General features: G+C 34.8%; 25 protein-coding genes, 1 pseudogene and 1 CRISPR repeat array. Of the genes and pseudogenes, 12 read left to right on the top strand and 14 right to left on the bottom strand.

All coding sequences use genetic code 11. The features are described 5' to 3' along the window. The first annotated feature begins 147 nt into the window (after positions 1–147). On the top strand, positions 148–921 hold the full coding sequence (locus NKR74_RS03665; protein ID WP_253628653.1) for a L,D-transpeptidase: 774 nt from the start codon (positions 148–150) through the stop codon (positions 919–921). A gap of 179 nt (positions 922–1,100) precedes the next feature. Then, complete coding sequence (locus tag NKR74_RS03670) at positions 1,101–1,367, top strand: hypothetical protein (protein WP_098308119.1); 267 nt, start codon at positions 1,101–1,103, stop codon at positions 1,365–1,367. 117 nt (positions 1,368–1,484) lie between these two features. On the opposite strand, the gene NKR74_RS03675 is transcribed toward NKR74_RS03670, so the two are convergent. The 6 genes from NKR74_RS03675 to NKR74_RS03700 form a co-directional block, all read right to left on the bottom strand. Next, positions 1,485–2,414 (bottom strand): carbohydrate kinase family protein, encoded by a 930-nt coding sequence (locus NKR74_RS03675; RefSeq protein WP_253628654.1) that lies wholly within the window; start codon positions 2,412–2,414, stop codon positions 1,485–1,487. Between the two features lie 95 nt (positions 2,415–2,509). Further along, the gene (locus NKR74_RS03680) at positions 2,510–2,725 is read right to left on the bottom strand and encodes a DUF1540 domain-containing protein (protein ID WP_098308123.1); all 216 of its coding nucleotides are present in this window, start codon (positions 2,723–2,725) and stop codon (positions 2,510–2,512) included. 74 nt (positions 2,726–2,799) lie between these two features. After that, positions 2,800–3,213 carry a thioredoxin family protein gene (locus tag NKR74_RS03685; protein ID WP_253628655.1) on the bottom strand — a complete coding sequence of 138 codons (414 nt, stop codon included), beginning with the start codon at positions 3,211–3,213 and terminating at the stop codon, positions 2,800–2,802. Beyond that, positions 3,213–3,644 (bottom strand): disulfide formation protein C, encoded by a 432-nt coding sequence (locus NKR74_RS03690; protein ID WP_253628656.1) that lies wholly within the window; start codon positions 3,642–3,644, stop codon positions 3,213–3,215. Before NKR74_RS03690 ends, NKR74_RS03685 begins: the two co-directional genes overlap by 1 nt. A gap of 167 nt (positions 3,645–3,811) precedes the next feature. Continuing rightward, entirely contained in the window at positions 3,812–4,711 is a 900-nt protein-coding gene (locus NKR74_RS03695) for an LCP family protein (protein WP_098308129.1), read from the bottom strand. 172 nt (positions 4,712–4,883) lie between these two features. Then, on the bottom strand, positions 4,884–5,132 hold the full coding sequence (locus NKR74_RS03700; RefSeq protein ID WP_098308131.1) for a YhdB family protein: 249 nt from the start codon (positions 5,130–5,132) through the stop codon (positions 4,884–4,886). A gap of 161 nt (positions 5,133–5,293) precedes the next feature. Here NKR74_RS03700 and NKR74_RS03705 point away from each other — a divergent pair, with 161 nt between their 5' ends. Together NKR74_RS03705 and NKR74_RS03710 are read left to right on the top strand one after the other, a co-directional pair. Next, on the top strand, positions 5,294–5,773 hold the full coding sequence (locus NKR74_RS03705) for a PH domain-containing protein (protein WP_098308133.1): 480 nt from the start codon (positions 5,294–5,296) through the stop codon (positions 5,771–5,773). Next, complete coding sequence (locus NKR74_RS03710; protein WP_098308135.1) at positions 5,766–7,193, top strand: PH domain-containing protein; 1,428 nt, start codon at positions 5,766–5,768, stop codon at positions 7,191–7,193. The genes NKR74_RS03705 and NKR74_RS03710 overlap by 8 nt, the downstream gene beginning before the upstream one ends. 233 nt (positions 7,194–7,426) lie before the next feature. On the opposite strand, the gene NKR74_RS03715 is transcribed toward NKR74_RS03710, so the two are convergent. The 5 genes from NKR74_RS03715 to NKR74_RS03735 form a co-directional block, all read right to left on the bottom strand. Then, positions 7,427–7,990 carry a PCYCGC domain-containing protein gene (locus NKR74_RS03715; RefSeq protein WP_253628657.1) on the bottom strand — a complete coding sequence of 188 codons (564 nt, stop codon included), beginning with the start codon at positions 7,988–7,990 and terminating at the stop codon, positions 7,427–7,429. A gap of 58 nt (positions 7,991–8,048) precedes the next feature. Further along, the gene (locus NKR74_RS03720; RefSeq protein ID WP_253628658.1) at positions 8,049–9,140 is read right to left on the bottom strand and encodes a GerAB/ArcD/ProY family transporter; all 1,092 of its coding nucleotides are present in this window, start codon (positions 9,138–9,140) and stop codon (positions 8,049–8,051) included. A 13-nt stretch (positions 9,141–9,153) separates the two neighbouring features. Beyond that, positions 9,154–10,236, bottom strand: coding sequence for a Ger(x)C family spore germination protein (locus tag NKR74_RS03725; protein WP_301287644.1), 1,083 nt, complete (start codon positions 10,234–10,236; stop codon positions 9,154–9,156). Next, positions 10,233–11,759 carry a spore germination protein gene (locus tag NKR74_RS03730; RefSeq protein ID WP_253628659.1) on the bottom strand — a complete coding sequence of 509 codons (1,527 nt, stop codon included), beginning with the start codon at positions 11,757–11,759 and terminating at the stop codon, positions 10,233–10,235. Before NKR74_RS03730 ends, NKR74_RS03725 begins: the two co-directional genes overlap by 4 nt. A 264-nt stretch (positions 11,760–12,023) precedes the next feature. After that, the gene (locus NKR74_RS03735; RefSeq protein ID WP_098308143.1) at positions 12,024–12,647 is read right to left on the bottom strand and encodes a hypothetical protein; all 624 of its coding nucleotides are present in this window, start codon (positions 12,645–12,647) and stop codon (positions 12,024–12,026) included. A gap of 183 nt (positions 12,648–12,830) precedes the next feature. On the opposite strand from NKR74_RS03735, the gene NKR74_RS03740 reads away from it, so the two are divergent. The 3 genes from NKR74_RS03740 (at position 12,831) to NKR74_RS03750 (ending at position 15,647) form a co-directional block, all read left to right on the top strand. Beyond that, the gene (locus NKR74_RS03740) at positions 12,831–13,517 is read left to right on the top strand and encodes a response regulator transcription factor (protein ID WP_253631072.1); all 687 of its coding nucleotides are present in this window, start codon (positions 12,831–12,833) and stop codon (positions 13,515–13,517) included. Continuing rightward, positions 13,504–14,913 carry a sensor histidine kinase gene (locus NKR74_RS03745; protein WP_253628660.1) on the top strand — a complete coding sequence of 470 codons (1,410 nt, stop codon included), beginning with the start codon at positions 13,504–13,506 and terminating at the stop codon, positions 14,911–14,913. Before NKR74_RS03740 ends, NKR74_RS03745 begins: the two co-directional genes overlap by 14 nt. 173 nt (positions 14,914–15,086) lie before the next feature. After that, positions 15,087–15,647 carry a nitroreductase family protein gene (locus tag NKR74_RS03750; RefSeq protein ID WP_253628661.1) on the top strand — a complete coding sequence of 187 codons (561 nt, stop codon included), beginning with the start codon at positions 15,087–15,089 and terminating at the stop codon, positions 15,645–15,647. 42 nt (positions 15,648–15,689) lie between these two features. Here NKR74_RS03750 and NKR74_RS03755 read toward each other — a convergent pair whose 3' ends face one another. Then, positions 15,690–16,031 (bottom strand): DUF952 domain-containing protein, encoded by a 342-nt coding sequence (locus NKR74_RS03755; RefSeq protein ID WP_098308149.1) that lies wholly within the window; start codon positions 16,029–16,031, stop codon positions 15,690–15,692. Positions 16,032–16,197: 166 nt separating this feature from the next. On the opposite strand from NKR74_RS03755, the pseudogene NKR74_RS03760 reads away from it, so the two are divergent. The 4 genes and pseudogenes from NKR74_RS03760 to NKR74_RS03780 form a co-directional block, all read left to right on the top strand. Then, positions 16,198–16,998, top strand: a pseudogene (locus NKR74_RS03760) (SpoVR family protein); the annotation flags it as partial. Positions 16,999–17,505: 507 nt separating this feature from the next. After that, positions 17,506–17,838: direct repeats of the CRISPR family, unit length 33 nt; unit sequence GTAGAAATGAAAAGACCTCGTTTAGAGGATTAA. Positions 17,839–18,354: 516 nt separating this feature from the next. Beyond that, positions 18,355–20,130 carry an HNH endonuclease gene (locus NKR74_RS03765; protein WP_301287645.1) on the top strand — a complete coding sequence of 592 codons (1,776 nt, stop codon included), beginning with the start codon at positions 18,355–18,357 and terminating at the stop codon, positions 20,128–20,130. Positions 20,131–20,134: 4 nt separating this feature from the next. Then, on the top strand, positions 20,135–20,611 hold the full coding sequence (locus tag NKR74_RS03775; protein ID WP_253628662.1) for a DUF6985 domain-containing protein: 477 nt from the start codon (positions 20,135–20,137) through the stop codon (positions 20,609–20,611). Positions 20,612–20,956: 345 nt separating this feature from the next. Further along, complete coding sequence (locus tag NKR74_RS03780) at positions 20,957–22,372, top strand: SpoVR family protein (protein ID WP_253628663.1); 1,416 nt, start codon at positions 20,957–20,959, stop codon at positions 22,370–22,372. 60 nt (positions 22,373–22,432) lie between these two features. On the opposite strand, the gene NKR74_RS03785 is transcribed toward NKR74_RS03780, so the two are convergent. Beyond that, positions 22,433–23,635 carry a macrolide family glycosyltransferase gene (locus NKR74_RS03785; RefSeq protein ID WP_253628664.1) on the bottom strand — a complete coding sequence of 401 codons (1,203 nt, stop codon included), beginning with the start codon at positions 23,633–23,635 and terminating at the stop codon, positions 22,433–22,435. 483 nt (positions 23,636–24,118) lie between these two features. On the opposite strand from NKR74_RS03785, the gene NKR74_RS03790 reads away from it, so the two are divergent. Further along, entirely contained in the window at positions 24,119–24,853 is a 735-nt protein-coding gene (locus tag NKR74_RS03790; RefSeq protein WP_253628665.1) for a MerR family transcriptional regulator, read from the top strand. A gap of 314 nt (positions 24,854–25,167) precedes the next feature. On the opposite strand, the gene NKR74_RS03795 is transcribed toward NKR74_RS03790, so the two are convergent. Continuing rightward, the gene (locus NKR74_RS03795; RefSeq protein WP_301287646.1) at positions 25,168–25,662 is read right to left on the bottom strand and encodes a CcdC family protein; all 495 of its coding nucleotides are present in this window, start codon (positions 25,660–25,662) and stop codon (positions 25,168–25,170) included. Positions 25,663–25,672: the final 10 nt, after the last annotated feature.

Below are 25,672 nucleotides of genomic sequence, written 5' to 3' on the forward strand. Positions count from 1 at the left end.
CTATGTGCCTTTAAGGTCAGCTCTCATTAATGGAATGTGAAACAGCTATTTTGCAGTACCGTTCATAAGAATTGGATTTATAGTAAAAGCTAAATGAACCATAGTATTTCATGGTGAGATTTTGAGGAGAATGTGGAGGTGGCATTGATGAAAAAAGCATGTTCACTTGCATTGTTATTTCTTTTCTTTTTTTTATATGTACCAATTATTTCTGCTGAGGAGACAGATCATTTATTACTTATAAATCTAACGACAAATCAATTATCTTTTTTCGAAGATGGAAATTATGTGCGAACTTTTCCTGTAACAACAGGAAGGACAAATACTCCTACGCCAGAAGGAACATTTTGCATTATTAATAAATATAAAAATAAAGCATATCACAGAAAAAATATTCCAGGCGGTTCACCTAATAATCCACTCGGCACTAGGTGGATGGGCTTAAATAAAAATGAATATGGGATTCATGGAACAAATCGTGAATGGTCGATTGGCAGTCGTCAGTCAAATGGATGTATTCGCATGCATGATCGAGATATTCAATGGTTGTATGATCGAGTTCCATTACAAACGAAGGTAATTATTGCTCATTTTCATACATCTCCTGAATATGCGGCGCATCAATTTGGATACCGGGTTGTTAGCTGGAACGGACGTGTGTTAGAGGAAGAACAGATTGGGAAGATTACAACGGTAGATCAGACGAAAATATATTGGCAAGAACCGAACGGACAATTTACAGAAATGAAAACAGTACTACCGAATGAGGTATATCCTGTGTATTCACAAAGAAAAAAAGGGTTTTATTATATAGGAAATAATTTATATATTATGGATGAAAAAGAAACAATGGTAAGGTATGAACAAATTCCTAACTCCGTACTGAGTAATATATACAAACGAAAATATGAAGTGAAGTAAAGGATACCGATGGGATAGGGTATCCTTTTTTTATCTCGCCATTCGCGGGCAGTAAGACCCCGATTGGCTCAACTAACCATCAGTGGGGGATGAAAAAAAACCACTGATGGAAGTTTCACTTTATCGCATCAAAATCCCTCTCTGAATATAATATTGTAAAGCTGAGGAGGGCATATGCTATGCAAAATGGAGACAGTACGTTTGCATTTAAACTTTTTTTAATTACACTTTGTTTATTTGTTATATATTTGTTTGTTTCATTTATTTTTTCTATGTATATCCCGTATGTAGACTTATTATTATTAGTGGGATTTGTATGGGCATTTGTAGAAGCGAGAGAGAGTGAAGATAGTATATATCGCTGGATTACATTATGTGGTACGGTTTTTATTGTTATTGTATATATTACAATGATGCATGCTGTCTGGAAAAAGGGGTTATTTTAAGATAAAAGCGTACGATTAATCGTACGCTTTTATCTGACTACTACCAGGGAGACATTTGCTCATAAGAGCCCGATTGACATCAATGGGGGATGAGGAAAACACCCACTGATGGAAGTTTCACTTTATATCTTCAAGTGTTGGGAGTGAAGATATTGCTCCGTAATTTGTGCAAGTAAGTGCACCAACTTTGTTTGCAAATGATATATATTGTTGTAATTTTGTAAAATCCATATGAACGCGTTCTTCTTTTGCAAACTGATACAGCATTGCACCGACGAAAGCATCACCGGCACCAGTTGTATCGATTTGCTGTACGGTAATGGATGGAATAATAGTTTGATTCTCATTTGTTGTAAGAAGTGTACCTCGTTCTCCAAGTGTAATGGCAATAGTTTTTGCTCCGTATGATAATAATACTTCAGCAGCTTTATACATATTTGTTTCACCAGTAAGGAGGCTTGCTTCTTCAGCACTTACTTTTATGAAATGAGCGTTAACGATGAAAGTGATACAGTCTTTACGAAATTTCTGCAAGTCTGTAATTAATGAAGCTCGGTAATTTGGATCAAAGGAAATAAATAATTGTTTTGCTTTTGCATATTGCAAAAGCTTTATGTACGTGTCTTTCAATTGGCCTGGCAGCAATGCTGTAGCTGAACCGAAGTGAATGATATCGTTTCGTTTTATTTTTGATAAATCAATTTGTTCAAACTTATATTCACTATCTGCTCCGCGCATAAATGTAAAATCACGCTCGCCATGTGAGTCAAGAGAAACGAAGGCAAGAGTAGTTTGTTTTTCTTTTATAAGCATAGATGTATCAACGTCTGCATCTTGTAAAGTTTTTTCTAGAAATTCTCCAAATGGATCATTTCCGACTTGTCCCATAAAAGCAGCTTTTCCGCCTAATTTTGTAATTGCTGCAGCAACATTTGCAGGAGCTCCGCCCGCTTTCTTTTCGAATCTTATTCCATTCATTAACGATACGTTTGGATCACGACAAACAAAATCAATTAATAATTCCCCAATACAGAAAACTTGTTTCATCTCATTCGCTCCTAACTGATTTTATTCATATATAGTATGAAAGGAAAAAGAGAAAAAAGAAAGCCCATCTCATACAGTACGAGATGGGCAGTTGTTTAATATCTTGGTTGAAAGGTATGGCAACATGTTTCTACACTTGTTGTTGCCGAGCTTTCTATCGTTTGTCCAGATAATATTGTATCTGTAAATGACTCGTCCTCTGATTGAATAGATTCTTGAGAGTCAGGTTGAACGAGGATGGCATTTGCTTGACAAAAGTTACCTTGTCCCCAAAATGAGCAGTTGGAGACAGAACATCGTACCTCTGGCATAGGATCCCCTCCTTATACAAGTAGTGTGAGATTTTTGTACTCACTTCATGTATAAAGGAAGTTTCCTTTTCTTGTTACTTATTGTTTGCTGTAAACCACTCTTCGAATTTGTCTTTCGGTTGTTCTCCCTCAATGCGGCTTACTTCTTTTCCTTCTTTAAAGCGAATGATTGTTGGCGTACCTGTAATTTTAAATTCGTCCCATCCAGTTGGATACTTTTCTAAGTCAATGACTTTCATATCAATGTTCATATCTTTTGCCATTGGAACGATAATTGGTGATACTTTTTGGCAGTGTACACAGTTTGTCTGATAGAAGTAAATCGTTTGATCTTTCTTTTCTTTTACATTTTTTTGGAGATCTTCTAAAGAAATTTTATTTGTGTAGTAATCTGTTTTGTTTTCTTGTTTTTGTTCAACTTTTGTTACTGCAAAAATAGCGATTAATAAAACGACGACAATGCCGCCAAAAAGAAACATTTTCTTCATTATTTCATCTCCTTATTTGTTTTTAGTAAAAGAAAACTGCAGATGGCAATAATTATAAAAGCAGTTAGTGCTAGAAATGGGATTGTGATAAAGCCAAACCAATTAATATACTCTCCTGTACAAGGAACTCGCCCACACACTGCTCCAGCTTCTGAAAAAGCAGGTATCTTTTGAAGGGCATAATGATATAGCGATATACAGGCACCAATGCTTGCGATTGGTAAGGAATATGTGGCAATGCGATAATCTTTGCGTGCAATTGCAATGCCAAGTAGTAACACAAATGGATACATAAAAATACGTTGGTACCAACATAATGTACATGGTTCAAATTTCATAATTTCGGAAAAATATAAACTTCCGAGTGTAGCGATAAACGAAGTTCCCCAAGCCGTAAATAACAAAGTTTCTTGTTTTTTCTCGCGATCCATTCTCCATACCTCTCTTATAATAGTTACATACAAAATTATAGTACGAGGAGGAGTGGAAAAGAAAGAGAAAATATTAAACATAATAAAAGTTTTTTGCGCTGAAAACTTGGGAATAAAAAAAACAAGGTGATGTACACCTTGTTTTTACTTGATTGTAACGAGCAAAATTAATGATTAACAGCCTTCGTTGAATCGATAAAAAATTTTTGAATTGCTTCTTTATTTTTTTGTGGATGAAGTTGTAATACTGCCCCGGCATGCTCGTATGTTTTTGGCTCATATCCATTTGCCACTGGAATTCGCATCGTTTCCATCTTTTCAATAGGATGGAATAAAACGTTGCTACCGAGTGAAAATAATGTTTGAGTATCCATACTAGTATGAATATAAGGGAGAAGGTCTTGTATTACTGTGGGTAATTGGAATATACCGTCTACGGATTGAATTTTTTCGGTAAAGGTTTTTTGCAGGGCTTGTAGTACTTCTTGTTGGCGTTGTACACGTCCAAAGTCACTTTCAGCATCATGACGGAAACGTGCATATTTTAGTAATTCTTTTCCATGTAATTGTTGGGATCCGGGTTGTAAATGTAATCCCATATCATCGATAATTGTTTGCGTTACATTTACAGTAATTCCTTCTGGAGCGACGGTATCTACAATTTTTTCGAATGCCGCAAAGTCGATTGTAACGTAATGAGATACATCAATTCCGAAGTTATGTTGAATGGTTTTTCGTAATAATTCAGGACCGCCATAATAGTAGGCGGCATTAATTTTATTATATTTTTTATCATAGGTAGGAATTTCTACGTAGCTATCACGCATAATAGAAGCGAGTTTTGCAGTTTTTTCTTTTTTATTATATTGTGCAATCATGATTGTATCAGCCCTAGCTTGTTTTTCTCCGCGAGAATCATTTCCGATAAGTAGTACGTTAAATATTCCTTGAGTGTCTTTAGCTCCTTGAAATGGTTGGAAGTGTTCAGCATTATTTTGTTTGGATGATTTTTGGCAGCTAATCATAAATAATGCAATAATTAAAAATAAGTAAATGTGTTTTTTCACATAATCACGTCCGTCTACTTAATATTCATAATAAGTATTATGAACAGAGCTTTGGAAAAATATACAAAAACGCTATCCCAGTGTATAGGGATAGCGTTTTATGGTAGTAAAAGCCTAATTGGTTTAATGGTTGTCATTAGAAAGTTACTTACTAATGGAAGTTTCACTTTATTTACATATGAACTTGCTCCGCTTGTTCTGTATATGTTTTTTGCGTTGCATGATCAATATATTGAAACAAAAGTTGGAGTTTTTGATCAACTTCTGATAAATCTTTACCGTATTGATAAGCATGTAGAAAGTGTTCAATTCGTTTTGAAAACAACTCATCTTCTGTTTGTACCATAAGTACAAGCAGCTTTTCCCAATTACAGCAATATGTGTAATAGAGAGCTTTATCGTAGTCGGTGTATGTTTGCATTGTGTGCCTCCTTAATGAGGAGTTATATATAGTGTGTGACGGAAAAGAAGAAATACACTTGAAAGAATTTGTTAACAGAATGTTATGGGAAAGAAAAGGAAATATGTTTATAATTAATAGAAAGAAAATTAAGAAAACGAAGAGGTGGGGAGGGTGAGTCAATGAGTCCAAGGTTACTAAAATCGGTTGATGAACGAGCAATTCAAGTATGGAGATTAACGGCATTTTCAATCAATATTATTGTTTGGATTGCTTATGGCGGAGTGATATATTGGCTTGACGCATTTCGAGGTATGACAAACTTGCAACTCTTATTTCTTTGTTTTTTTTGTGGACATGCTATCTTTACAATTGGTATATATCCAAAGCTTAGATGGAAGAGATGGCGTTATATGATACGTGGACAAGAGATTGACTTACAGCGAGGTGTATTTATTACAGAGAAAACATTAATTCCAATGATTCGTGTGCAACATGTAGATGTAAGGCAAGGCCCATTTTTACGTTATTATCAATTAGCATCAGTGGATATTACGACAGCAGCGACAATTCATACAATTCCGGCGATTGCATATGAAGATGCAGAATATTTACGGGAGCAACTTTCTACTTTAACGCAGGTGGCGGTTGCCGATGTATAGAAGAAATAGAATCCATTCGTTGTCAATCCTATTGTCAGTTGTGAAACATGCATCGACATTATTTCCTCTTTACCTTATTTTCTTATTTAAGTTTCGCGATAGCTTACCGTTTTCAATTCTGATGAATACGATTATTTTTAGCCTTGTACCTTTGTTTATTCTCACCTTTATTGCTTGGATGCGTTGGTATCGATTTACATATACAATTACTGAAGAACAAGTGATCCTTGAGCAAGGATGGTTAAACAAAAAACGAAAGTACATTCCGAAAGAACGAATTCAGGCAATTCATGAATCACAAAATATAATTCATCGTTTGTTTGGATTAACGGAACTGCAAATTGATACGGCGGGAAGTAGGGAAGGGGCAGAAATAGTATTACAAATAATTACAAAAGAAGAAGCGAGTCATATTCAAGGGCAGCTTTCTGAAAGGAGGAGAATGATACAAGAGGATATTGCCGTGCTACCGATATTCACATTATCGAATAAAAAGACGTTTCTGTATGCGGCTACATCAGGCAGTATTGGATTTGTATTTTCGGTGTTACTTGGTATTTATACAGAGATAGATGAGTACGTTTCGATTCATTTTAAGCTAGAAAATTTTCAATCACAAACACCTTCTTTTTACGGAGAAGTTGCAATTGCTGTTCTTACAGTGGGATGGTTACTAGGTACGTTGCTTGTATATCAGAAGTATCATGGATTTACAGTTGTGAAACAAAAGGATGAACTTGTTATTACGAGGGGATTATTTGAGAAGAAAAAACTTATCGTTCCGCTTGATCGTATTCAAGCAATTAAAGTAGAAGAAAATATAATTCGGCAATGGCTTGGTTATGCTACAATTCGTTTTGTGAGTGCGAGTTCGAGTTCGAAAGAAGAAGAATACGCAGGTTTTCGCCTTGTCTGTTTTCCGCTCGTAAAGCGAAGCCATATTCCATATTTATTGCAGCGTTATTTTCCTGATTATCGAGCTCCGTCTTCGTTTCAACATTTACCAAAACGATCATTTGAGCGCTATATGATAAGAGTTATTGTGCCTGTTCTTTTATTCATAGCGATTACATTATCTCAAACTTCAATGGTAAAATATGTAGCACCTATTTTTCTCATCGTTGGCGCAGTTCTAGGTTATCGGAGATACTATGATGCGCGTTGGTGTATTACGGGAGAGCAGCTTACTGTCATATATCGCCGAATTGGACGAATAACGGTGTATACAAAAAAAAGTCATATACAGGCGTTAACGGTTTCTAAAACAGTACTTCAAGAATCAGCATCGTTATGTAATGTGAAAATATGTGTGAAATCGGGTGCGAGAAACATAACATTTCGTATAAAGGATGCAGACGATACAGTTGGAACTTCGCTTCGGAGGTGGTACTCTTATGAAAAAGAGAGTGATTTCGCATAAAGTGAAACTTCCATCTTCATCCCCCACTGATGGTTAGTTGAACTAATCGGGCTTCTACGGGCAGTTATCCCCCGCCTATCTTCCTCGTTTCTCTCTGCATCTTGAGGTGGGGGTCTTACTGCCCGTTAATGCGGGATAAAAAAACGAGGGATTATCTCCCTCGCTTTTTTATTTCGTTCAAATTTAATACATTATAAAGTAAATCATAAAAGCCTGATTGGCGGATAGCGCCTTTATGATTTTGGCATTGGAGTAGGTGTTGGTTTTGCATATCCTTCTTTATACTTGTTATCTATATAGTTTCGAATTTCAAGTGGTGATTTACCTTTTTCTTGTAACCTTGCCGCGTCTAATGCAATCTGTAGACAATTTACACAAGTTGTTGCATGAGAATCCCAAACAACTTGACCATCCTTTTTGATTTCACGAATGAAACAGTTTTTATTACTTTTATGTCCGGCACTCTCACCACACCCGCAGTAACATGGAATCCATTGTAGTAACTCGGCGTGTTGTGCTGCCACAGCGTAAACCTGTTTTATTTGCGCATCATGTTCAGATAAAAAAGAAGGGAGCGTATCGATTCCTTTTGTTGTTTCAGCGATATCCCTTTGTTCTGGATGATGTTCATGTGATGAAGTGGAGGAACTTGTTTCTTTTGCTGGTTGTTTATGTTCATGTGATGAAGTGGAAGAACTTGTTTCTTTTGCTGACTGTTTATCTTCAGTATTCGTGCAGCCTATCATTGTAAAGGCAAGTATTCCTGTCATGCTGCATAATAAAAGCGGCTTTTTCATCAACATTTCTCCTTTATTTTAATTTTACTAAAATTGTAACAGATTCCCTAATTATTTCCTACGAGGTAGCTTTATTTTTCCACCGATAACAAAAATAGTGCCAAACAAAAAGGACAGGTATATAAACATATATTAAATACAGTCCAATTTTAGAAGTATAAGTATTTAATGTGTTGATGGATTCACGATTCATAAAAAATAAGGAGCTAATATAAATGATTCCAATAAATATTGGAAAAGCAACCTTTAATGGTAGCTGAAAAGAACGGTGTGCAGCTTGGCAAGAAGCCCATATTGTTAAGCAAAGATTCGGTAAAATGATGAGAAACCAAAGGAAGATAATCACGTATTCAAATCGCTGAATAAAAGGGATTTTAATGATTTTGAACATCGTTAATGTCCCCCATACTGTATGTTGCAGCAGGCCTTCACTGAAATAAACAAATGATAGCAAGGCTACAAGCACATATAGCAAGGTTGTAAAAAAAATACTAAAATGTGCCCATCGTTTTACGCCTTTTCCTTTTTCAATAAGTGGATAAAACATGAGTAATGCTTCAAATCCTAGAAATTCTAACGAAGCCTGCTTTGCTGACAGCATAATATCGGAAAAAGAGTGAGTGAAAACAGGTAAAATATTGCGGAAATGAGCGTATTTAAGTGGGAAAACGAAAAAAGCAAGTATTAAAAGAGGCAGGATAACGCCCAAAAAGCATATCCCTGTTATAGAGCGAAATCCTCCACTTAAAATGTAGTACACGACGAATAAAATAATAAGCCCGACTTGCCATAATTTTATAGTAGGAAATACCCATACTTGAACAACTTCAATATATGTTCGAAAAATAGTAAGACAAGATAGGCCGTAATATAGCATAAAGAATATTGTAAAGACTTTACCTAGCCATTTTCCGAAGCATGTAGTATGAATGTTAATTAAATCATTATCTTTTTCAAGCATTTTAAGCATACAAAATAAAACGAAATGTGTAATGACTCCCATGATGATAATAGAAATCCAAGCATCATAGCCAGCATGTTTAATAAGAATACGCTGAAAGCCTAAAATTCCTACTCCTATTTGAAGAGAGTGAATTAAAAAAAATGTAAAATAAGGAGAAACTGTAAATTCTTTGCTATGTAGATTCATTTTTTTCTCCTCCTCATTCTCCGATTCCAGATTGTACAATGTTGACTTTTGCTTTTACAGAAACATCTATAGATGGATACATTTTGGAAAGTTGTTTCATATTCCACTTTCTAGAGTGACTTCTAATTTGATCGCGAACTCCAAGTGGATCTATGTTTTTATTTTGAAATTGACTAATGAGTACCGTTAAATGCTTCTCAATATGTTCTTGTAATTGTGCTTCAATATAAGAAATATTTTTAGGATTCTCCAAATTAATCCAGTTAGGGGAATCTTTAATTAAACCATTTAGTTTCACTTTAATTTCTACTTTAGGTGAAGAATTGTTATCTGTAATATGATAGGTGTTATTTCCCGATAAGCTGTGAATGACAGCAACACCTTTGTTTTTTCCTCTTTGTATATCCACCTCGTATCGTCCATTTTTAATTGAATTCATAATTAATTTGATTAAAAATGAGTCTTCATTATTCGCATACATCATAATTTTATCTTTTTTTAAAAATGCAAGGCCTTGAAGAGAAGCAGAATCTTCACCATCTATTCGGATATAGGGAAGAAACGGATCACATCCAAATGAGAAATAATTATATAGAAAAACGTGTAAATTTGTTGTCGGTATACTTTCGTTTGCAACATTTTGATCAATTAGTTCTGATAAATATAGAGATCCGTTTTTTACTGTATGTTTTAGTAATCGTTCTGCTGTGCCATCTACAATTGCAATTTGTACATCTCGTCCAATATTCGGATCGCGTTGCAAATTTCCAATTATATTTGAAATTCCCTGTTTACTTAAACTTGATCCAAATACAATCATTCGTGTTTGACCTACTACTATCTTGTGAGGAGATTTGGCAGCTAAATTAGCTGCTACTACTTCTCCTGAGCGTCCGATTGATGATAATGTTTTTGGGGTTTTATCTTTCCCAAGATTGTAAACCGGGTATATAATAGTTCCTTTAATTTTTTTATCTGCAGTGAGATCAAATCCAGCAGTATGAACAATTCGCATTTCATCTACAATTTGTGATTGTGCACAACTAGAAAGAAAAAATAGTAAGCATATAAGGAATGGAAAGAAAAAGTATCTCATGTTTTGTCACCATTATGTTTTGTTTTCGCTTTCTTCGGACTAAAGCGCCAGTTTGAAATTGGTCGGAGGTGAGAAGGGCGCTTTGCTGACATACTAAACGGATAGCGGACAAATGCTTCCGATGAACCGATACCTCTAAATGGATAAATTGGTAATAAGTAAGGTGAACCAAGTGATTTTAAACGAATTAAGTGCGCCAAAATAAGAGTAAAGCCAATTATTAAACCGAGACCACCCATCATACCAGCTAATATAATAAGTGGAAATCGTAGGATACGAATCGTGTTAGACATTTTAATTGTTGGTGTTGTAAAAGCAGCGAGTGCTGATAGAGAAACGGCAATGAGTAAAATTGTACTTGTCAAAGCAGCCTGCACTGTTGCTTGCCCGATGACAATACCACCGACAATACCAAGCGTTTGTCCAACCTTTGTCGGTAAGCGTGCTCCCGCTTCTCGTAATAATTCAATCGTAATTTCTAAAAAAAGAACTTCTAATACAGGCGGAAAAGGGACATTTGCTCTAGAGAAAATAATAGGGCCTACTAGATCTGTTGGAATCATTTGATAATGATATGTTAAAACAGCTGTATAAATCGCTGAAGAAAAAATAGAGAATAGAGCTCCGAAAAATCGAATAAAACGAAAAAATGATCCAATAATCCACGGTAAATAATAATCTTCTGGTGAAACAAAGAAGTCAAATAAATTTGTTGGGCCAGCCAAAATATAAGGAGAACCATTTGTTACAATGATTACTTGCCCAGCTATTAATGCGTACATAGCGCGATCTAAGCGCTCTGTGGATAACAGAAGCGGAAAGAGTGAATTACTATTATCACTAATGAGTTGTTCAACTAATGTTGCGTCAAATGGAACATCAAAATCAATATCTTGTAACCGTTGCATTACAGTGTTGACATGTTGTTTATTTGTAATCCCGTCGAGGTAACCAACAGCAAGCTGTGTTTTTGATATAGACCCAACTGTAACTTCTTTAAAGATAAGATTTTCTGTTACAACTCCTTTTCTCAATAAATGAAGATTGACATCGAGACTTTCAACAAATCCAACTTTCGGTCCAATAACACTATATTCATTTTCAGTATCATTATATATACGGCTGCCTGGAACTGTACTTTCGGCACGAATTAGAGCATAATTATCCTTTTGTGAGGAATTTTGAAGCTGTATTAATATAAATCCACCTAATAATTTTTCACGAATCTCCTCTATAGAAGGAGATAAGATAATTTCTTCAATTGGGATAATGTTAGGTAAATCTTCTATTTTTTCAATGTTTGCTAGCCGTCTTTTTATAGGAGAAAGAATATAATGTTTTAGTACAACTTCTTCTGATACTGATTTGATATAAAATATACATAAATTACCATCATCTGTTATGTTGAAATGCAGAAAATCCATAGATTGTTTCATCTTTTCGAGAAATTCTGGTATGGAACAATTATTTTTTTCGTTCACTTGTTGTTTCGCTTCTTTTTGTCCGAACTGTAAACGAAACATATGGTTCACCTCTTTTCGGTGTTTAAAGTGCTTTTGTTATTTTGGGGGAAAAATGAAAAATTATACGAGAAGATATATGAAAAGTAGGTTGGAATATTCGAGGTGTTTCTATATTAATAGTAGAGGGAATTTTATTGCTGGAAGTCTTGCTTTGGGGGGGCGAAGATATGCACCTGGCATGTGAGAACAATGACTATTAAATCGTTGTTTTATGTAAATAAGGAAGAAGCAAATTTGCTTCTTCCTTATTTATGTTTATTTTGCTTATTCCGCTTTCAAGGATGCTTTTAATTTTTTCATTTCTGTTTTAATATCTTCTTTTTTTACATTTAATTTTTCAGCAATTTGTTTTACATTCATACCGTCTTTTTTCATTTTTAATACATCATTTAATGGTGTGCCGCTTTTTTGTGAAATAATGTTCAGTACAGCAAGGTGGAATAAAGATACTTCATAGTCGCGCATTGTTTGTTTCACTTGATCTGGAGTAGATTTTTGCATCTCTGCTACTTTTTGTAACAGTTTTTCTTCCATTTCTTTACTCATATGATGTTTATGAAATTTATGAAGCTTCTTTGGATCAACGCCAAAGTGCTGCGCAGTTTCTTTCCATGTATGCTTTTGCTTATAGTACTCTAATACAGCATTAATATCTTTGCCACTTAACTTTGCAATGCGTGCCGCTTTCCAAATCTCATGTTTTTTATATCCTTTTTCAGTTAATGATTTGTATTGTTCTTCAGAAATGAGCTTGTGGTGTTTCGCTACTTGTTTCGTTTCTTGTTTTGTTTCTGGTTGCGAGCTATCGGTAGAAGCGTATGCCGTTAGTGATGTTGCTCCGCATAATAATGATAACGCTAACATTCCTGTTACTAGCTTTTTCTTCATGTTTTATCACTCCTATAAGTAGTAAACTGCTTGCGTTATATAGCTTATCCAAAAAGTATGACAAAACTATGAACAAATTATGTTTTTATATGTAAGAAAGAAAAGAGAAATAGAAAGTTGTTTCCATATGATAAGAGTTTTAAAATGGAGAAAAAGAGTTCAATGAATGGAGAAGATGCTGCGATGCATGTATTAATTGTAGAGGATAATGAGAGCGTGTGTTCAATGCTTGAAATGTTTTTTATGAAAGAAGAATTTCAAGCAACATTTGTCGCAGATGGTTTAGAAGCATATTCATTGTTTCAAAAGAAAGATTGGGATTTGCTTATTGTAGATTGGATGATTCCGGGCATGGATGGTATAAAACTGTGTCAAAAAATAAGAGAAAGCAGTGATGTTCCTATCATCATGTTAACGGCAAAAGATAGCGAAGCCGATCAAGTACTAGGATTAGAAATTGGGGCAGACGATTATGTTACGAAGCCGTTTAGTCCGCTTACGTTAATCGCAAGGATGAAGGCGGTTGTACGCCGTTTATCAAAAAAACAGATGAAAAATGAAATAAATCATTTTCATATTAATGAAGAAACAAGAGAAGTATTTTTAGACGGTGAGAAAGTGGGAAATTTAACGCCAAAAGAATTTGAATTGCTCGTTTTTTTCACGAAGCACCCGCGCCAAGTATTTCGTCGTGAACAGCTCTTAGAACGCATTTGGGGATATCAATTTTACGGAGACGAACGAACAGTGGATGTACATATTAAGCGGCTTCGTAAAAAAATTAGCACTGACTCGCATATATGGATTCATACGGTTTGGGGCGTTGGTTATAAATTTGATGAAGTGGTAGCTGGCTGTGAAAAGGGTTAAGTATTTTTATAAGCTATTATTTAGTTACATTTTTATTTTACTTGTTGCATTTATTCTATTAAGTGTCATGTTTTTAAGTTTAGCTGAAAATCTTGCTTACGAGACAAAGGTAGACGAGCTTACTTCTTACGGAACTAAAATTATTGATGAGCTTGAGAAAAAGGAAATGAATGTTCATGCTGTGAAATTGAAACATTTTTCTAGTCTATTACATGCACGTGACACGAAGTTTTTCATCTTTAATGAAAAGGGAGAAATTACGCAATCACCAGTTCATGTAAAGAAAAATCCATTGTTAAGCGAGGCAGAATGGAAGAAAATTCAACATGGCGAAACATTGCAAATAAAACGAGACGTGAAAAGGTTTGAACAACCTGTATCAATTGTTGCGATTCCGTATATGAGAAATGGTGAACTGCAAGGCGGGGTAATGTTAACAGCTCCCATTCACAGCACACTTCAAATTGTGACGGAATTAAATCGATATTTGTTAATGGCAGCAGGTGTTACATTTCTAATTGTACTAGTGGTCAGTATCTTTTTCTCGCGCTCTTTAGTAAAACGGGTGCAGCGTCTTCGCCAGGCGACCGCAATGATTTCAAAAGGTCAGTATGATGTGCATATTCCTATTGGACAATACGATGAAATCGGTTTGCTTGGAAATGATTTTAATAATATGGCGCAGCAGCTTCATAAAGCACAGAAGGAAATCAATCGTTTAGAAAAGCGAAAGCGTCAATTTATTGCTGATGTTTCACATGAATTAAAAACACCACTTACGACAATCAATGGTTTAGTAGAAGGAATGAAAAATGACCTCATTCCGGAGGAGAAAAAGCAGCGCTGCTTTGAGATGATGGAACAAGAAACGAAGCGACTCATTCGCCTTGTCAATGAAACATTAGACTACGAAAAGATCCTTTCTAATGAAATCATACTTCAAAAAGAAGAGATTGAAGTAAAAGAAGTTTTTGAAGTAATCAGTGAACAATTAGAACTGCAAGCAGAGGAAAAAGAAAATACAATTGGAATTGATGTCCCCGCTAGTTTATTTGTTTATGTTGACTATGATCGGCTGCTGCAAATTTTGCTGAACATCACAAAAAATAGCCTGCAATTTACCGAAAATGGAACAATTATGTTGCGAGGAAAAGAAGAAGGGCAAATGACAATTATTGAAATTGAAGATACTGGTATTGGAATGGGACGAGAAGAGGTATCGGCAATGTGGTCGCGTTTTTATAAAGCTGATACATCTAGAACAAATAGTTATGGTGAATTTGGATTAGGTTTATCGATTGTAAAAGAACTTGTGAAAATGCATAATGGAACGATTGAAGTAAAGAGTGAACAAGGTAAAGGAACAACGTTTATCATACGTTTTCCTAGGTCATGAAAATCGTCTTACATAAAGTAAGGCGATTTTTTGTTTTACTGCAATGGTCACATTGTGTTTTTTGATATTAAATATTGATTTATATGAGGAAACTAGATTATAATTGAAATTGATAATCTTTATCATTTATTAACGTATACATATAGATATAAGATGATGAAGGAGAGGAACAGATGACAACTTATACGTCTATTGCAAATGTAATAAAAGAAAGAAGATCTATTCGTACCTTTACAAATAAAGTAGTAGAAAAAGCATTATTAATTGAACTATTAAATAATGCAACATGGGCACCGAATCATCAGCACCGCGAGCCGTGGAAATGTAAATTATTTTTTGGGGATGGTCGTAAAAAGTTTGTAGACGCTGTTTTAAACTCTTTTTCGCTAGAAGAAAGAGAAAAACGCGGAAAAATGTTAACGGAACGTTTTATGAGTACACCAGCTCAAATTGTTGTCTATATGGATGAAGACCCACGCCAAGCGCAGCGTGATGAAGATTACGCTGCTGTATGTGCATTTATGCAAAACTTCCAGCTCCTAGCTTGGGAACAGCAATTGGGTGTTGTTTGGAAAACAGGCGGACTTATTTACAATCCTGCTTTCATGAAAGCAATTGGTTTAACGAAAGGACAACGAATTGTTGGTATTTTACATGTTGGGTATTTTGATAAGGCGCCAGAAGGCAAAGAGCGTACACCAATTACGGAGAAGTTAGAGATTATTGAAGGATAAAGAAAGAAGGATGCTTATTAACATATAAGCATCCTTTTTTTATTATGCAAGTTCTGCTGGAAGGGTGAACGTTCCATCTTTATGTTGATTTAATATATGAATGTTTGTGATTGCACTCGTATGTATAACACCGTAAACATGTGGATAACGTTCACCATTTGCAGCTAATTCGTATTTCATTTCTGCTTGTACACGCTCTAGATCAATTGTTAAAAATACAATAGAAGGTTCTGTTGCAAAATGTTTGTGAGCAACTTGTAATGATTGATTGAGAAATGAGCAGTGAATGAACCCCTCTTTCTGTAAAGAAGTTTCGATAATTACTCCTTTTTCTTTCGCAATTTCCCATGCTTGCAGTGTCATCACTTTTATGATTGTATTCATAAGATTATCCCCTTTGTAATGAATGTTCTCTAAAGGAAATTTTACATGTTTTGCAAGATAATCGCATTTAAAAGACAAAATAAATTAAGGTAATTTCTTTAATTTTCATGAAAGCTTGTTTTCCTTCATACACTTTTATAAGGGAATGTGTAAGGAGGGGACAGAGATGAGAAGTAGTGAGGACAAAGCATTACAATATGCAATTGCAGAAATTACGGAAATTGCGACAGGATTTGGGTTAGATTTTTATCCGATGCGCTATGAAATTTGTCCAGCTGATATTATTTATACATTTGGTGCATATGGCATGCCAACGCGCTTTTCACATTGGAGCTTTGGAAAGCAATTTTATAAGATGAAACTTCACTATGATTTAGGACTTAGTAAAATATATGAGCTCGTTATTAACTCCGATCCATGTTATGCTTTTTTGCTCGATACAAATTCATTGATTCAAAATAAGCTTATTGTCGCTCATGTATTGGCGCATTGTGATTTCTTTAAAAATAATATTCGATTTTCTAACACGAAACGCGATATGGTTGAAAGTATGGCAGCAACTGCAGATCGAGTTAAAAATTATGAGCATAAATACGGAAAAAAAGAAGTAGAAACTTTTTTAGATGCAGTGCTAGCCATTCAAGAGCACATTGATCCTTCTCTTATGAGACCGAAGCTTGCGTGGAGTGCGGATGATCAAGAAGAGGAAGAAGTAAAGAAGGCTGTCACGCCGTACGATGATTTATGGAATTTAGAGAATCGAAATAAGAAACGAGAATTATCTAATGTGCGGAAGAAAAGAAAAATTCCGCCGCAACCAGAAAAAGATTTACTTCTGTTTATTGAGCAATATAGCCGCGAATTAGAAGAGTGGCAGCGTGATATTTTAACGATGATGCGTGAGGAAATGCTGTATTTTTGGCCGCAGCTTGAAACGAAAATCATGAATGAAGGCTGGGCTTCGTATTGCTAAGGTGCTTTTTAATATGATGAATGCTTTGTATTACTTATTTATGAGAATGTACATTTGTCTTATTTAGTTATTTTAATGTTTTATAATAATCTAAAAATGATAAGTTATAAAATCCTTCTTAGATTTTACAAGTGGAATAGTTCCTGTAAAAAGTATTACTTTAGTTTTGAAAAAATGAATTTAATGTCAATTCAAATCATAACCAAAAGTGTTGATTTATAAAAAAGTTTGATCAAAAATGTGCCAGAAGCATATTTGAGTGAAGTTAATGACACGCTCATAAAAGGTGTCCAAAAGCTATAATAGCATGTCATTTTTATAATATATTATAATTGATTATGAAAATCTTTATGTACGCAGCTGTTGTATATATCAGAATAATGAAATTATTTTCAAACCAGCCGTAGTTTACATAATGTTTTTTGTCCTGATGCAACAAAAAGTAAGGTATGTAATTTGGTTCTTGAAACCCTTGAGAGAGTAGGATAGAATTAAGGTGCAGTAGAAATGAAAAGACCTCGTTTAGAGGATTAACACAGATTTTTCTCCTTCTTTTCCAGTGCCTCGAGCAACTGACGTAGAAATGAAAAGACCTCGTTTAGAGGATTAACACATAAGTGGTGGAAGATCGGTGGAATATTCAGCTAGTGAGGTAGAAATGAAAAGACCCCGTTTAGAGGATTAACACAACAAACTATTTGGTGGTATAATATCTTGCATTTCATGCGTAGAAATGAAAAGACCTCGTTTAGAGGATTAACACTTTTGAAAGTATTGTTTTTCTTTTCTTACTTCGTCACGGTAGAAATGAAAAGACCTCGTTTAGAGGATTAAAAACTAGTAGAATATGTAAATATATAGAAAACAAAGAGGAGCTGATCATCTACATATAGTAGGTAATCAGCTTCTTTTTATTGTGCAATAGACTTTTTCAGTTGTAGCTTTGAAATAAAGGTTGTATTTTAATCAAATTTTTTTCAAAACGATTAAACTTTGTTTTAAACGGTACGGCTTTTTTGCAAATGGTACAACTTTTTTCAAATCTACAAAAAGTATCATTGTGTTATAATTTTCCTGTAAGTAGATTTGGTATAATTTCGGAAGTTTAGAATGAACAGTGCAGTTATGAATACTGTAAGGTACTTCTTAGAACCGATACATAATTAGAACATCCATTAAGAAAAATTGACATGAAAAGACTGAGGAAAGGATTTAAGCGATGGGAGAATTCCGAAGTAATTTTCAAACAGTAGAACAAAAAGAAATGTCACTCGAAGAGATGAAATATGATAGTAACCTAGAAAATGATCGTTCCTATAGGCGGCAAAGGTTAGTATGGGAGGTCAATTTATGAGCTTGAATATGTATTTAGGAGAAGTACAAGCTCAAACAGAGAGTATGAATGCTTCATGTACTGCTATCATTGAAAGCATGGAACAGGTTATCCAATCAATTGATACTTTTGTAGGCGATGCAGTTTTACAAGGGAAAACGTATGACAGTGCGAAAATGTTCTTCTTACAAACCTTTCGTCCTTTAGCACAGGGGATTATATACTTGTGTGAAGAATTAATCCATCAAAACAATGCATTTCCAGCTGATTTTCAAGCAGAGGTTGCTACCGTAGATGTGATTGAACAAGAAATACTCGAACAAATTCGAGAACTTAAGCGCATGATAGCAGAAGTTCAATCGATGAGTGCGCATATGTCAGGAATGGATGCGTTACTTCAAGTCTATTATGCAATGAAACGGAAACTAGAAGATAAGTTAGAACGTTTGTACCGATTTAATGTGTCGTCTAGCGATAATTACGCGACTGCAATGACGTTAGCAGCTAATATTGCAAAAGGGCTTGTGGAAGTCCAAAGTGGAAAAGGATTTAGTCCAGCAAGTGGCACATTTAGTACGAAAGAATTGAATATGGAGTGGGCGAAATCTATTCACAAAACTACAGAAGATAAAGCTAGACAAGCTGAGAAACTTGAAGATGAGAATCTGTTTGAAGAGGAAGAAAGCGAAAAATCTCTGTTGGAAAAAGCTTGGGACACTATTTATTATGGTTCAGGACAAGCTGTAGGATATGTAATAGAGGGTGTTCCAAAAATTTGGAATGGTATCTATATTGGTTCAGGACAAGCTGTAGGGGATGTAATAGAAGGATTTCCAACTCTATTTGAAGCAGAAACATGGTTAAATGCAAGGGATGCCATTGTAAATTATGATGAAACAATTCCTGCTATGTGGAACACCTTATCAGATTCATTCATTAGGGATGTTATCAATGGTGATGCTGAAAGTATTGCAAGATGGGGAACGTACGCTTTTATGCAAGTTGCTGGTGGAGGAGTATTGAGCGGTGCAAAAGGAGTAAGTAAATTAGGGAAAGTAACTACACTAGCAAAAAATCCAAATATCTCAAAAATCACACAACGCATTTCATATACTACAAGTAATTTGCAAATAACAGACCGTCTTGCTTTTGCTGGCGAAAGTATTGTACAACCTAGGTTTGATAATAATTTCTTTAGACAGGCTGATGAAAAAATATTAAGTTATCAATTTGCTAGAGATAAAAATGGTTCAGTAAATCTAGGGGATATTGAGCATAAAATTGAAGATTTATTAAAAACGAATCCAAAAGATATAACAGATGGCTCTAGTGTTAAACCTAAATACAGCACTCTAGAAGAGAGAATTAAGATAGTTCCTAAGAATCATGGTACTTGGGAAGATAAAGTAGGGGAATCAAAATTTGTTTCTGAGAAAGATAAAGTAAATAAATATTTAGATGAAGCTAACACTGACGGTGTATTTTATAAAAGTTCTATGCCAGATTTTTCTCCTTTTGTCAAAGCAGAAGTGGAAATTGACATGACTAATATTCGAGATGGTAAATTAGGGAATTTTGGGAAAGCGGATGAAGAATTAGCCAAACAATTATCAACAGCTGAAATGACTATAACGAAAACAGATATAAAAAAATGGCGGATGAAGAATCGTTACACTTGGCATGAACTTAATGATTGTAAAACAATACAGCTAGTACCTACGGACATAAATAATATTTTCAAGCATTTAGGTGGAGTTGGAGAAATCAATATAAAAAATAAGTTAGGAGAATAAAGTTATGAAAAAAATAAACCATCCATTATTTGGTGAAATTGTGCATGATTTATATTGGAGTGGACAACAGAAAATAAATATTTTTGGTCAGGAAAAAATAGTATCTCTAACTATTGATGGAGAAGAAGACGATTTATTTCCTCAAATTCAAGAAGAGGCATATCGAAATTTTATTACTGATATAAATAGACTTACACAAGAAGCTGAACAAGCTATATTTGAATATTATCAAGAAGAATGCCCAGAATATAGAGCGATGGTAGGAGATGAAACTGCGGATCAAATAGCACCGATTATAACTACTACGCAAGAGTTAGGAAAATTAGTGGAACCTGTCGGATTAATTATTCTACCAGACTTTGAAGATGGAATTAGAAGAGTTGGATTAATATTTAACTGTACCTGGGAAGAGGATGGTATCGGAATAAAGTTTGAAAATGAAGAGGTTGTAGAAGTTGGTTATCAAGATATCGTTATTTAAATTTTAAGTCAATGTGGATTGTCTTTAAAGAAAGGGGAAATTCGTAACGAGTTCCTCCTTTCTTTATGTGAATTAAAAATGATTTCCATGTGTATATTGTTTCCTTTCTTTGAGTTTTAAGGCGTGTTGTGTACTAGCATTATGATTTAAAACGATCGCTAAAGTCATTACAAATCCTAATGTTGTTAATACAGTTTTTTTCATCATTATTTGAATTTAATTAGGTTATTTATATTTATTTTTTTGTATATAGTGCAGCCAACCCTGTAGAAAGATTTTCTTTTTCATGAAAGCTTGTTCCTCATCATACACTTTTATAAGGGAATGTGTAAGGAGGGGACAGAGATGAGAAGTAGTGAGGACAAAGCATTACAATATGCAATTGCAGAAATTACGGAAATTGCGACAGGATTTGGGTTAGATTTTTATCCGATGCGCTATGAAATTTGTCCAGCTGATATTATTTATACATTTGGTGCATATGGCATGCCAACGCGCTTTTCACATTGGAGCTTTGGAAAGCAATTTTATAAGATGAAACTTCACTATGATTTAGGACTTAGTAAAATATATGAGCTCGTTATTAACTCCGATCCATGTTATGCTTTTTTGCTCGATACAAATTCATTGATTCAAAATAAGCTTATTGTCGCTCATGTATTGGCGCATTGTGATTTCTTTAAAAATAATATTCGATTTTCTAACACGAAACGCGATATGGTTGAAAGTATGGCAGCAACTGCAGATCGAGTTAAAAATTATGAGCATAAATACGGAAAAAAAGAAGTAGAAACTTTTTTAGATGCAGTGCTAGCCATTCAAGAGCACATTGATCCTTCTCTTATGAGACCGAAGCTTGCGTGGAGTGCGGATGATCAAGAAGAGGAAGAAATAAAGAAGGCTGTCACGCCGTACGATGATTTATGGAATTTAGAGAATCGAAATAAGAAACGAGAATTATCTAATGTGCGGAAGAAAAGAAAAATTCCGCCGCAACCAGAAAAAGATTTACTTCTGTTTATTGAGCAATATAGCCGCGAATTAGAAGAGTGGCAGCGTGATATTTTAACGATGATGCGTGAGGAAATGCTGTATTTTTGGCCGCAGCTTGAAACGAAAATCATGAACGAAGGCTGGGCTTCGTACTGGCATCAACGTATTCTTCGCGAAATGGATTTAGGTTCAGATGAAGCAATTGAATTTGCAAAACTAAACGCAGGGGTTGTACAGCCATCGAAAACAAGTATTAACCCGTACTATCTCGGCATCAAAATTTTCGAAGATATTGAAGAGCGCTACGATAATCCGACAGAAGAAATGATACGCCGAGGCGCAAAACCAAACTCAGGAAGAGAAAAAATCTTTGAAGTGCGCGAAATTGAATGGGACGTATCATTCCTGCGAAATTACTTAAACAAAGAACTTGTTATGCGGGAAGATATGTACTTATTCCAGCGCCAAGGGAAAGATTATAAAGTCATTGATAAAGATTGGGAAAATGTCCGCGATCAGCTCGTCAATATGAGAACAAATGGTGGATTTCCGTATTTAGTTGTTGAAGATGGAGACCATTTAAAGAACGGCGAATTGTACATTAAGCATTGTTATGAAGGAATTGAACTTGATTTGAAATATTTAGAGAAAGTATTGCCGTACATTTATCAGTTATGGGGAAGAACGGTGCATATGGAGTCGACTGTGGAGAATAAGAGTGTTGTGTTTTCTTATGATGGGAAGATGGTGCATCGGAAGTATGTGTGAGAACCGCTGGGGAACCAGCGGCTTTTTATTATTGGCAGTGTAGGAGAAAAATATTTATATTTAGATATCATATTTACTTTTAAATTCAAAAATCTCATCAACAGCTTGGTGATACCCGCCCGATTTTTGAAAGGATTCACTAATGTTGCCAACAGCCTTTAGGAAAGACGGATTGTGTAATACTTGGTCCGCAGTTTCACGGAGTTGGTCAGCGCTCAGACTGTGCATACTTAAATTGATACCTGCTCCGATATTAGCAACTCTTTGAGCAACAAAAGGCTGATCCGCGCTTTGTGGGATTACAATTAGCGGAACCTCGTAATAGAGACCTTCATGAGTACTGTTCATTCCACCATGTGTGATAAATAATTTAGAGTGTTTTAGTACTTCGGTTTGTGGAACATAATTTTTTACAATGAAGTTTTTAGGAGTATCCCCTAAATCAGATATTTGAACTTTTTTCCCAATAGACATGACAACGGTATGATCAGTGTTCCCAAATGCCTTAAAACAAAGCTTATAGAAATCAATTGCTTGATTAAAGACAGTACCCAGTGAAATATAAATTGGGCTTTTTCCCTTGATTGTAGTAAGGTCGAAGTTTTCTTGCGTTAATCGTGAAGAGATGGATGGACCTACAAATTTGTATGTTTCGTCAAATGTTTCTCCAAAAGGTTGAAATTCTCTAGTTGTATAAACGATTGCAAGTGGTGCAGGGTTACAAAAAACTTCATAAGGAGAAGTGATTTCAACACCATATTTTTCTTTGATTTTTGTTGTTAGGTTTTGAAAATCATTATTTATCCTTTTCGCAATTTCTGTTGGGATATTTTGCGAAAGATGTTCTAACATTTTTTTAAATGACATTTCAGTCTGAGCAAAAGATGTACACGAATTAATTGCAGGGAGCTTTAGAATTTGGGAAAGTAAACGTCCGCAACCAAACATAGAATCGTGAATGATGTAATCAAAATGTTCTCCCTGAATCTGTTCAAGAACGCTAGGTATAATGATATCCGCCGTATGTAAAAGACCATTGATTCTTTCGGATAAATAATTTCTTCCACCTGAGATAAAGGCTTTTATAAATTTTTGGTCATCAAATGTTCGTACAGTAGCTCCCGTTTTCTCGACACGCTCCCGAAAAGCTTCTATTGTGAAGTACACTACCTCTTCTCCGCGTGCAATAAGCTCTTGTACAACACCAATGGTTGGATTGAAATGCCCTTCTGATCCACCATTAATAAATAAAACACGTGCCATTATAATCACTCCTTAGGTAAAATGTTCTCTAAATTGTGTAATAGTACGGATCACTGTCCTACATCATTGTTCAACTCAATTACAAGTATCAGAATACGATAGTTGTGTGTCCTCTATGTGACCTAACATATGTTAGAAAATAAATTTTTCATAACTAATGACTTCATTTTTTTACTTTAAACGTTGTTTCTTTCTTTTCTATACGATCCACGAAGTGCAAATCGATTATTCTTTTAACAACTGCTAATCTAAGTCCATAGTTTTCGGTTGTTCTTGTTATTTAAAAACTAATAATGTAATGGTTTTTTTCAGTCGCCAATAGTCCTAATTTTGGATGTGATTCTTAAATAGGAAGGCATCTTTTTTATGAAAACTGTTATTAATATAAACAACAAAAAAGTTTTAAAAAGAGACTTGAACCTAACACGATGTCAGGTTGTATAGTAATTTTACCGGTGAAATTATTTCGTACGAAATGAGGGGTTGATTCTGAATAAAAATACTTGGAAAGTTGGAGAATTAGCTAAACAAACTGGACTTACGGTACGGATGCTTCATCATTATGACAAGATGGGATTGTTTTCTCCCTCGGAATCCTCTGATAAGGGACATAGGATTTACACTGAAACAGATATTGCCAAGTTACAACAAATTATGTCACTTAAGCAGTTAGGTTTTGCTTTGGGTCAGATTAAAGAAATGATTGAAGATCCAAATTTAAATCCAGTCGAAGTTATAAAAGTACAGCTAGATAGTGTAAAAGAGTACATTCGAATACAAGAACAGTTGTGCAGTCGGTTGGAAAGAATATACGAGTTGCTTAACAGTCAACAAAAAGTGAGCGCAGAACAATTTATAAATTTAATTGAGGTGATAAATATGAGTAAAGAAAACTATTTTACCCAAGAGCAACAAGATAAGATGTTCAAACAAATGGGACTAGAGGAAAGAAAACAATGTGTAAGTGAATGGGCTGAAATAACTGCAAAGATACGAATGGAATATGAGAAAGGAACACCACCCGAAAACCTAGACGTAGCACAATTAGCAAAACAATGGAGTGAGCTCCTCAATAGGTTGACTTTTAAGGATCCTGAAATCTCCAAAGCAGCTGAACGTTATTATAAAGAAAATCCTGAAGTGGGAGAGAAATTAGGAATAGATAAGATTGATAAACAGCTTTCTGACTACATCAAGGATGCTGTGTCACACAGTTAAATTCATCTTTATTATCACAGAAAAAGTCGTAAGCATTTGTATAGCTACGGCTTTTTCTTTTTGCCTAGTCAAACGGGATTATTGAATAATCTCTTAGACTTGAAAAACTTTATTTGGGGGCATTTACTATTGTATTTATCAATATTTAAGCAACTTTAAAGAGCAATACTACAACTCGTAAGTAGTATTACTCTTGGTTTTTCACATCGGAAGTGTGTGTAAAGGTCGCTAGGGAAGCCAAACACTATAGAAAATAAATAACGTGAGCCCGGTATAATACCGGACTCACGTTATTTATAGATGCGCTTTTTTAATTAAACACTCTTACTTACAAAATCCATTTCCTTTTGCAATTTCATAAATGAACGATACATTCCAACTCTCCAAGATGCGATCATCGCAAAAGCAAGTAAGAAGAACATACCGCTTAATTGTCCTAAGTCAATTGATTGACTTAAATATTCTTTCATACCGATGCGGACAGCAAGTAAACCGACTAAAATAACTATAAATGCTTTAGAAGGTATTAAATAGATGTCTTTTCCGCGTATTTCAAATTTTGATGTTTTAATAAGAAAAATAGAGAAAAATAAACCAACGATCACTGCTTCCCAAATTTCTGATGTTGTTAATCGGAATTCTGGTAAGATATACATGCATGCTCCCGTACTCATAAAAATCGGTGGGAGTACAATTTTCTTTAACGATACAGGTTTCTTTGCTGATTTTAAGCGAATAATCATCATTCCAATAGCCATGCAAAGAGCAACAATACTCATTACAACAGCTAAGTTTATATTTAAGTTCATATTGTACCTC

Source organism: Bacillus sp. 3103sda1 (genome assembly GCF_024159135.1).
Taxonomy (GTDB): domain Bacteria; phylum Bacillota; class Bacilli; order Bacillales; family Bacillaceae_G; genus Bacillus_A; species Bacillus_A rhizoplanae.